The 8,972-nt window shown below is 51.0% G+C and carries 8 protein-coding genes; 5 read left to right on the forward strand and 3 right to left on the reverse strand.

The genetic code is table 11. The features are described 5' to 3' along the window. Positions 1-182 precede the first annotated feature (182 nt). On the forward strand, positions 183-914 hold the full coding sequence (locus OGY06_RS20520; protein WP_003826666.1) for a response regulator: 732 nt from the start codon (positions 183-185) through the stop codon (positions 912-914). 154 nt (positions 915-1,068) lie between these two features. Here OGY06_RS20520 and OGY06_RS20525 read toward each other — a convergent pair whose 3' ends face one another. The 3 genes from OGY06_RS20525 to OGY06_RS20535 are packed head-to-tail and all read right to left on the reverse strand — an operon-like array spanning position 1,069 to position 3,628. After that, on the reverse strand, positions 1,069-2,073 hold the full coding sequence (locus OGY06_RS20525; RefSeq protein ID WP_122973898.1) for a carbohydrate kinase family protein: 1,005 nt from the start codon (positions 2,071-2,073) through the stop codon (positions 1,069-1,071). Then, on the reverse strand, positions 2,070-2,930 hold the full coding sequence (locus OGY06_RS20530) for a ketose 1,6-bisphosphate aldolase (protein ID WP_126319506.1): 861 nt from the start codon (positions 2,928-2,930) through the stop codon (positions 2,070-2,072). The genes OGY06_RS20525 and OGY06_RS20530 overlap by 4 nt, the downstream gene beginning before the upstream one ends. Before the next feature lie 14 nt (positions 2,931-2,944). Next, positions 2,945-3,628: a D-lyxose/D-mannose isomerase gene (locus OGY06_RS20535; protein WP_003826672.1), complete on the reverse strand. Its 684-nt coding sequence runs from the start codon at positions 3,626-3,628 to the stop codon at positions 2,945-2,947. Between the two features lie 548 nt (positions 3,629-4,176). Between OGY06_RS20535 and OGY06_RS20540 the strand changes: the two genes are divergently transcribed. From OGY06_RS20540 to OGY06_RS23340, 4 genes are all read left to right on the forward strand, one after another. Further along, on the forward strand, positions 4,177-5,352 hold the full coding sequence (locus tag OGY06_RS20540) for a type VI secretion system Vgr family protein (RefSeq protein ID WP_286605912.1): 1,176 nt from the start codon (positions 4,177-4,179) through the stop codon (positions 5,350-5,352). A gap of 102 nt (positions 5,353-5,454) precedes the next feature. Beyond that, complete coding sequence (locus OGY06_RS20545) at positions 5,455-6,717, forward strand: DUF2345 domain-containing protein (RefSeq protein WP_286605913.1); 1,263 nt, start codon at positions 5,455-5,457, stop codon at positions 6,715-6,717. After that, positions 6,710-8,806, forward strand: a complete 2,097-nt coding sequence (locus tag OGY06_RS20550; protein WP_286605914.1) for a T6SS effector phospholipase Tle3 domain-containing protein — start codon at positions 6,710-6,712, stop codon at positions 8,804-8,806. Before OGY06_RS20545 ends, OGY06_RS20550 begins: the two co-directional genes overlap by 8 nt. Positions 8,807-8,815: 9 nt before the next feature. After that, on the forward strand, positions 8,816-8,972 hold a 157-nt coding region (locus OGY06_RS23340; protein ID WP_502872878.1), incomplete at its 3' end, for a T6SS immunity protein Tli3 family protein.

Genomic DNA, 8,972 nt, shown 5'->3' on the forward strand with positions numbered 1-8,972 from the left:
TTTTGCGCAAAACTCTGACGAAAAACAGGCTGTCGTCATATTTGACGTGACGAATCTCCAATACGTGACAGCCCGGCAGTGTGACCGAGGTTATGTTTCCCGCACATCCTTGTGCCTTATCGCTGTCACTCTGTGCAGAATCAATCACACTCATTTAAGTTGGCCAGAAATGGGGAAAAACAATGAAGCCAGCCATACTGGTTGTGGATGATGACATCGCTGTCTGCACGCTTTTACAGGATGTGCTGAGCGAACACGTCTTTACGGTGACCGCCTGTCACACCGGGCAGGAGGCGCTGCGCTGCATTGAGACTCAGCCGGATATCGCTCTGGTATTACTGGATATGATGTTGCCCGATATTAACGGCCTGATGGTGCTACAACAGGTGCAGAAGTTGAGGCCCGGATTACCGGTGGTGATGCTGACTGGGCTTGGCAGCGAGTCGGATGTGGTTGTCGGGCTGGAAATGGGGGCTGACGACTATATCGGTAAGCCGTTCAATGCGCGGGTGCTGGTAGCTCGGGTAAAGGCGGTGCTCAGACGCGTTGGCGTGTTAACGGCAGAAAGCGGCGGTCCGCAAACCACGGGGCTTTCTTTCAATGGCTGGCATCTCGATACCGCCGGTTGCCAGCTGCATAATCCCCAGCAGTTGAAGGTGGAGTTGACGCAGGGGGAATACAGCCTGCTGTTGGCGCTGGCCCAAAATGCCCGCCGGGTGCTGAGTCGGGAACAACTGCTGGAGCTGACGCGCAGCGACAGCGTTGAGGTGTTTGACCGCACTATTGACGTGTTAATCATGCGGCTGCGGCGAAAAATAGAGAACAACCCGCACCAGCCAATGTTGATCAAAACCCTGCGCGGGCTGGGTTATGTGTTTGCCGCCGACGTGCAACATCACGATAAGGCGGCGTGATCGTGTGCAGTTGCCGGATGCGGCGTAAACGCCTTATCCGGCCTACAAAAGCGAAAACGACCCCGTAGGCCTGATACGGTCGTAGGCCTGATAAGCGCAGCGCATCAGGCATATTTCCGGACGATGCGAACGTAGGCCTGATAAGCGCAGCGCATCAGGCGTCAGCCATTTCTGCTTTTAACTCTGCCAGCGTCTTCGCGCCATCTATCGCGTTGGCGCATAGCAAACTTGCCCGCGCACAGGCGTGTGCCAACCTGACGCTGTCCGTCAGCGACCAACGCTCATGACAGCCATACAAAAATCCAGCGCAAAACGCATCTCCCGCCCCGACGCTGCCAACGATCTCCTCCTGCGCCAGGTACTGCGACGGGATCCAGACGCCCGGCACATCCGGCGCTTCACCCCAGGCACCTTCCGGACAGTGGATCACCACCCGCTGGCGCACGCCTGCATTCAATAATTCGTGTGCGGCGGTGGCGATGTGCGCAATATGCAGTTCGCCGTTGGGCTGGCGGATCTCTAGCCCGCTGAACTCCCCGGCTTCCAGCTCGTTAATCACCAGATAGTCGAGATGGCGCAGGGCTGGCATCACCAGCGGTTGATAGCGCGGGTCGCCCTTGCGTGAGACCAGATCCAGCGACGTCTCAAAGCCGTTGTCGCGCATTTGCGCCAGCAGCCGTGCGCTACGCGTCCCGTACTCCTCATCCGGCATGTCCAGACTGTCGAGCAGCAGCAGATAACCCAGATGGAAGATTTTCATCGAGGTATCCAGTTGCTCAAACGCGGGCAGATCGAGTAGCCGATTGGCTCCCGGTGAGTGGAAAAAGGTGCGCTGACCGCTGGGATCGGTCATCACCTGCGACATCGACGTGGGGGCGAATGTGGTGCGCTGCACGTGTTGGCGATTAACGTGATACTGCTCCAGCATCGCCATGATGTAGTCGCCGTCGCTGTCCTGACCGATTAACCCCACCGCCTGCAACGGCAGCCCAGTGTGCATTTTTGCCAGCGTCAGCAGCACATTAAGCGGCGCACCGCCCGTGGCGCGTTCGCTACGGGTGATTTCCGCCAGCCAGCCACGTTCCGGCCACTGCACAATTTGATGCACGTGATCGACCAGCATGTTGCCTGCGGCGATAACGCCTTTGCGTTCCATCAGACCCGTCCCGCGCTGCCAAAAATGCGCATCTGTTCCGAAACGGTATCGGTAATGGCCTCTTCAATGCCGAGCAGCAGTTCGGCGAATTCGTCGTACAGCGGCTGGCGATTCGCCATCCGTGTTTCTACCGCCGACAGCGCCGCCTGCGACATGCCGGTATAGAAGTTGATTTTGTGAATGCCGAGTCCAATCGCGCGCTTGAAATCGTCGTCGCTGATGCCGGAGCCGCCGTGCAGTACCAGCGGGATTGCCGCCTGCTGGCGAATGGCATCCAGACGCGGGAAGTCGAGCAGCGGTTCGCCTTTATATTTGCCGTGGGCATTGCCAATGGCGACCGCCAGCGCGTCAATCCCGGTTCTGTCGACGAAATCACGCGCCATCATCGGGTCGGTAAATAACGATTCGTCGGCATGACCGTACAGCGCGCCGCCTTCATCACCGCCCACCGCGCCCAGTTCGGCTTCCACCGATACGCCGACGGCGTGGCACATCTTTACCACTTCTCGGGTCTGGCGGATATTTTCTTCATACTCCAGCGTGGAGCCATCGAACATTACTGAACTGAACCCTAAGCGTAGTGCCCGAACCACCGACTCAAAGTGCAGGCCGTGGTCAAGGTTCAACACCACCGGAATGTCATGCCGTGCGGCTTCGAATTTGACCGCTTCGACCAGAGAATCCAGCGAGATATATTTAAAGTGCACCTCGGCGATGTTGATGATAAACGGCGAACGTTCTTGCTTTGCCGCGGCAAACAGCGCACGCAGGAAGTGTGAATCCAGAACGTTAAACGCCCCTAAGGCATAGCGATGCTCACGGGCATGGGCAAGGCCATCAGCGAGAGATATCAACGGCATAATGCGCTCCTTGGTTAGCGGAACAGGCGATATTCGTTACACAGCACCAGCTGCGCAGGTTCGTCTTCTTCAATGTCGTTATAGCGGGCGATCGGTTGCAAAAAGTGGTTATCGTGGTCGTCGTCATTAACAGACGAAACCTCGCCGACCAGCACGTCGCCAAACCCTTTTTCCGCCCAGAAGCTGTGATACAGGCCCGGTGGCAGGCAGATGCTTTCACCCGGCGTCAGGCGCAACTGACTGCCTGCCGCATGGGTTTGCCGACAGCCGTCAATCACCACGCTTACGTCGGTCTGCTCCGTTTGCTCCCGGATCCCCGCATTCCACAGTTCCACTATTAAATTGCCGCCGCCGCGATTGATAATGTCTTCGCGCTTGCGCCAGTGAAAATGCATCGGCGTGACCTGTGCATCGCGAACATGCATGATTTTCTCGGCGTAGCATTTTTCATAAGGCATACCTTTCGGCGAGCCGTTACGCAGAGTGAACAGCGTTAACCCTTGCGCGGCGAAATTGTTGCCGCCAAACGCGGTGACATCCCAACCGAGCTTAAGGTCGAACACTTCGCTCCAGGCTGTGGCATCAAGCTTGCGCCATTGGGTCGGGGGGAAGCTGGCAAAAGGGGGGAGATGCACGTCGTGCTGAGAGAAAAACTGGCGCGTGTGGCCAAGGATCTCGTTTATTGCGGAGCGTTTCATTGATTCTCCTGTGGCTGATAAGATGACCTTTATGCGGCCCTCTCTCAAAGGGAGAGGGAGAAAACCAAAATCTTTCCTTAGGAACACATGGGCATAATCCAGTTACCTCTCCCCTCACAGCAGAATAGGGAATAGTTATATTTTATTGTGTTTTTTTATGGGAGGATGTGATTTATTCAATAAAAAAATAAATAAAAAGAATGCTTCTATAAATGTTATTGTAAATCATTGGGTTAATGTTTTGTTTTTTTTAGTTCCCTCTCAGTTTTTGGAACCATTTGGATGTGACTGCTTGATCGTTGCCTCACGGTGAAAAACGAATGCGGCGTTATATAAATCGTTTTGTTAAAAAATTATTTCATTGAATCTAAAATCGCGTCAGTTAATCGTTTATTTATATGTCGTAATTATATTACGTGTTTGACTAATAATAATTAATTTACTTTCCAGATTTTTTCAGTAAAAAAACAACCTTTTTTTATTATTGTTGATATGCTGACTGGACTTTATTTCTTATGTATTACTTTCTTTTTGCAAGGGATGCGATAATGAAAAAGGGTTCGGGTTTCTATAATCTTGAAGGTATAGTTTCAGAGGAGAGTATCAATAAGTATTTATTCTCCGTAAGGGGCGAGAGTAAATTAGGGTTGCTGGATGTTGAAACAATTGAAGGTCATGAAAAGTTAAGTAAACCATACAGTTATAAAATTACATTCACATCAAAACAAAAAAGCATCCCTCCTGACTCACTTCTTAACATTGAAGGCTCGCTGAAAATCAGAGCACCTAATCATAGCTGGAATAAATATATTCAAGGTTCTGAGATGTGGCTATATGAACGGCAAATTGAAGGCGTCATTACGTCATTTTCGCTTATTAGTACATCAGCGGATGAATCACTGTATGAAATCAGGCTGGAGCATAAGCTGGCATTACTCTCACGACGCAAGCGTTCGGCTATTTACCTGAACATAAATGTGCCGAAACTGGTCACGCAGATCCTCAAAGAACATGCTTTTGCCGATTATGAAATCGACTTTGATAATCTTGTTTGTATCTATCCCAACCGGGAAATGATTGTTCAGTGGGAGGAGTCAGATTTAGCGTTTATCAGCCGCATCCTGTCAGAAGTTGGGATCTGGTTCAGGATCGCAAATCATCATGCTGTTTCGCACATTATGGTGGTTATTTTCAGTGATTCACAATGCCAGTACATTTTTGATCAAAAGATTATGCACTCATCCCACGCAGGGCTGACATCAAATGATTATTCGATCGATAAGCTGGTATCAAAGCACAATGTTGTCTCGGCAGACGTTAGGGCGAAGAACTTTGATTACAGGCTGGCAAACTCGCTGATGCTAAATGCTGACGCCGATGTGTCTGCGGAAAGGGCTACGACATATGGCACAGAGTATCGCTATGCGGATATCCATCATCAGCCGGGATCGCAATTTGCCGAGGCGCAGCCAGGCGAGTCCAGCTGGTTTTACGCCAAACTGCATCACGAAATTATTCTTAATAATCAATCCATTTTAACCGGTGTGACCACCAGTCCGTCGATCGTGCCGGGGATGGTGCTGGAAATTGACGGCGCCATTCCACATGCCTTCGCCTCTGGATTTGTGGTAACGGCAATGCAGGTGACGGGGAGGCGTGATGCAGCGCTCCAGTCCCGGCTTATCGGTATTCCCTACAGCCAGAACGTTTGTTTTCGACCGTAGCCGCTACCCCGGCCACGTATTGCAGGTACTGTTCCCGCGATCGTTTCATCACCAATAGACAATGACCAATATGCTCATATCGATGTGCAGGGTCGCTATTGGGTGAAGTTTGATTTTGACCTCGACCAGCACAGGCAAGGTTATGAAAGCATGCCCGTTCGTCTGGCGCGGGTTTATGCCGGTGATACTTATGGTCATCACTTTCCGTTAATCCAGGGCACAGAGGTCGCCATTGCGTTTGAAGGCGGCGATCCGGAAAGACCTTTTATTGCGCACGCCCTGCATCATGCTCCAAAGCCTGATCCCGTTACTAGTCGCAACAATACCCGCAACGTCATCCGTACTGCGGGTCTGAATAAGCTGCGAATGGAGGATCGGCGCGGGCAGGAACACGTCAAACTGAGTACCGAGTACGGCAAAACGCAATTGAACATGGGCCATCTTGTAGATGCTGGCGGTAAACCTCGCGGCGAAGGCGCAGAACTGCGCACCGATGACCGCGCGGTCCTGAGGGCGGCAAAGGGGATATTACTCACGACCGAGGCGCAGCCAAAAGCCCAGGGCAAGCAGCTTGATATGAGCGCAGTGGTTCAGCAGCTTCAGGACGCGCTTACGCTGGCAACGTCACTTCAGCAAAGCGCGCTGACGGCGCAGGCGTTAAATGTCGAATTGGGGCCGCAGCAGCAGCTTAACGCTGCGCTTGAACAGCTTACCCGTTCGGGACTGGTGGCCTACGCCGATCACGGTATGGCCCTGCTGACACCACAAACGATGGCATTATCAGCAGACAAAGATTTGTCGCTAAACGCCGCCAGCAACGGCAGTTTTAACGTCTTTAAAAAACTCTCAATGGCCGTTGGACAGGGCCTGTCACTTTTCAGCAGAGCTATCGGAATCAAAATCATCGCCGCAAAAGATGATATTTCCGTCCAGGCGCAGCGCGGCGAAATGGGCCTGCTTTCTGATAAGCATTTTCATATTCAGAGTATGAACGGCAACGTAACCATCAGCGCCAGGAAGAATATCCAGCTTTTGTGCGGTGGTGGCGGTATCAGAATAAATGAAGACGGCTCTGTAAAAATATTCTCTCCCGCAAAAGTGCAGTTGAAAGGCACCTCTCTTGACTGGAGCGGACCGGAGTCGGCGAAAGATAAAACCCCTGTCTTTCAGGAGGAGCAGTTTCATCGCCGCATTAAATTACATGGCTCTGGCAACCCAGACGATGTTCTGAAAAAGACAAAATTCAGACTGACTAAGGCATCAGGCGAAACCATTGAAGGCGTCACTGACGATGAAGGAATGACGCCGTTATTGGATATGACTGAAATGGACGAAATGAAAATGGAGATTTTGCCAAATGAGTAACAGTCCCTTTAATCCACGGGTGGTGGCGACAGGTGTACAGGGCGTGCCTAAATCAACGGGCGGAAAAATGGCTGTCTGCGACGTGCCCGTTAAGTATTCCATGCCCTGCATTGTGATCCTTGTGCACGGCGTCAACGATGTGGGCGAGGCCTATCAGAATCAGGAGCAGGGTATTATCGCTGGCCTGAATGAGCGTATGGGTCGCACGGATATGTATCCACATGAATGGCAGCAGTACAAAATGGATATGGGCGATGGCGAGCAGCAGAATGTAAAAATGCCCGGACGCAGCCCGGTAATTCCATTTTATTGGGGATATAAACCCGTCGATCATGCGACGTATATAGAAGACCAGCGGCGTTATCGCGAAGAACGGGCAAAATCAGGAGACGCCGCAAAACTGCCTTACAACGCCTATCAGGAAGATGACAACACAAAGCTGGAAAAGCTGGGGCATATTCCCCAAACCACCTTGAAATATCAGAATGATAATTTCGGCAACGTGCTGGACGATGTGTACGCCAAAGGCGGTGGTACCTTTGCCAATGCGACAACCACTATTCCGGATATGCTAGGCCCTGGCTCCGGCGGCCTGGCGAACGGTGCGGCAGGATTTGCTTCATTTCATCTGAATGGTGGGGATTTTACGCACCCTATTTGTGATAACCCGCACCGTATTTATCAGTTTTTTGCCGCGCAGCGGCTGGCTGATTTAATCCTGATGATTCGAAGAGAACCGGCAACAAAATTCGATCCCATTAATATTGTCGCGCACTCCCAGGGAACGATAATTACCATGCTGGCCAATATGCTGGTGATGCAGGCTAATGAGAAACCCGCTGACTGCGTGATTCTCAACCATTCTCCCTACGCACTGGAAAAAACGGCTGCTGAAGGTATGACGCCCGGACATCATCAAACGGATCGCGCCCGGCAGCAGACGTTCCGCAATTTCTGCCAGTTGATGGCGACCAACGCCAGATATGGCAAGGGGGAATATCACACGCAAACCGAGATCGATGAATTAGAAGGCGCGCTGTGCCTGAGTAAAACCAATTCTCAATGGCGCAAGAATAAACTTTATACCCGTAATAACTTTGGCAAGGTATATAACTATTTTTGCCCCAATGACAGTGTAGTTTCATTACTTAACGTCCAGGGTTTGGGCTGGCGGGGAGTCCCCCATAACATTGCCAGCGGCATAGATAATCTGCGCCAGAGGGTTTTCTGTGAAAATGGTCCGGAAATAGGCGGCAGCCCACTGAGCGTGCCTTTTGAAATGCCGGCGTTAAAAAAAGGTTGTTTTGATCAGGATACGCTGGCGACCAGACAATATACATTTGCGGATGTTGTTGTGAATGGTGAGCAGCTCCCCGTCACCTTCAGACACCAGTTACAGGGTGCGGGAAGTCAGTATAAATATTCGATAGCGCCGGGTTCACCCGATCAGGACATCTCATTTTCTGCAAAAGCCACGGTTATTTCGCGCACTGAAACCGACACCAGAACGCTGAGCGGGGCCGGTTTTGATTCTTTACAGCCGGGCCAGGCATTAACGCCCACTGAACTTGCGATGTTCTCCAAAAAATATGGTAAGCCTTATACCAAAGGCGTTGTTCTGGGTGGGGGATACAATAAAACCGTTCAACTGATTTATGAAAAAACGCCGGATGAGCTGCAAAAAGAATGGCTGCAATCAGAGCGGATTGGTTACAGCCAGCACTCTTCTATTGTTATGTCGAAAGATGCCCCCGCGAAAGCGATGGCCTTCGATCTGGCGGTGGGAATATGCAGGGCATTTGATCACCGCTGTGGAGAATTCTGGACCGAGCTACTCCTGCGCGGAGACTGGCGTATGAAGCGTAATGGTCTGCCAAAAACTGTGGATTATTATACAACGGGGATATTGAATAAAGCTGACACAAAAGATTACATGAATAGACCGGATGATATTTTACCGACAGGCGAGTTTGGCGTGGTTAACGAATATTGTCATTCAACAACGGTTAAACCTGCCAGACATAATGAAATATATAATACCGAGACTCCCAATCTGCAATGGGATATGCCTAAGCCGCTTAACGTTTAAGGATAAATTATGAAACTGAGAAATACGGTAGGAATAATAATCGGAGCGGTTTTACTATGCGCTATCACTGCCTGTACAAAAAAAATACCCTCACAGGTAATTTACCGGTTTGATGATAATCGCTACCTGGAGTTGATCGGTTATGATTGTGAAGGATATGTTGTTT

Origin of the sequence: Citrobacter sp. Cpo147 (assembly GCF_030332405.1) — a bacterium.
GTDB lineage: Bacteria > Pseudomonadota > Gammaproteobacteria > Enterobacterales > Enterobacteriaceae > Citrobacter > Citrobacter portucalensis.

Coding starts and splice junctions, on each gene's coding strand:
- OGY06_RS20520 (WP_003826666.1), top strand. CDS start 183: ATGAAGCCAGCCATACTGGTTGTGGATGATGACATCGCTGTCTGCACG.
- OGY06_RS20530 (WP_126319506.1), bottom strand. CDS start 2,930: ATGCCGTTGATATCTCTCGCTGATGGCCTTGCCCATGCCCGTGAGCAT.
- OGY06_RS20535 (WP_003826672.1), bottom strand. CDS start 3,628: ATGAAACGCTCCGCAATAAACGAGATCCTTGGCCACACGCGCCAGTTT.
- OGY06_RS20540 (WP_286605912.1), top strand. CDS start 4,177: ATGAAAAAGGGTTCGGGTTTCTATAATCTTGAAGGTATAGTTTCAGAG.
- OGY06_RS20550 (WP_286605914.1), top strand. CDS start 6,710: ATGAGTAACAGTCCCTTTAATCCACGGGTGGTGGCGACAGGTGTACAG.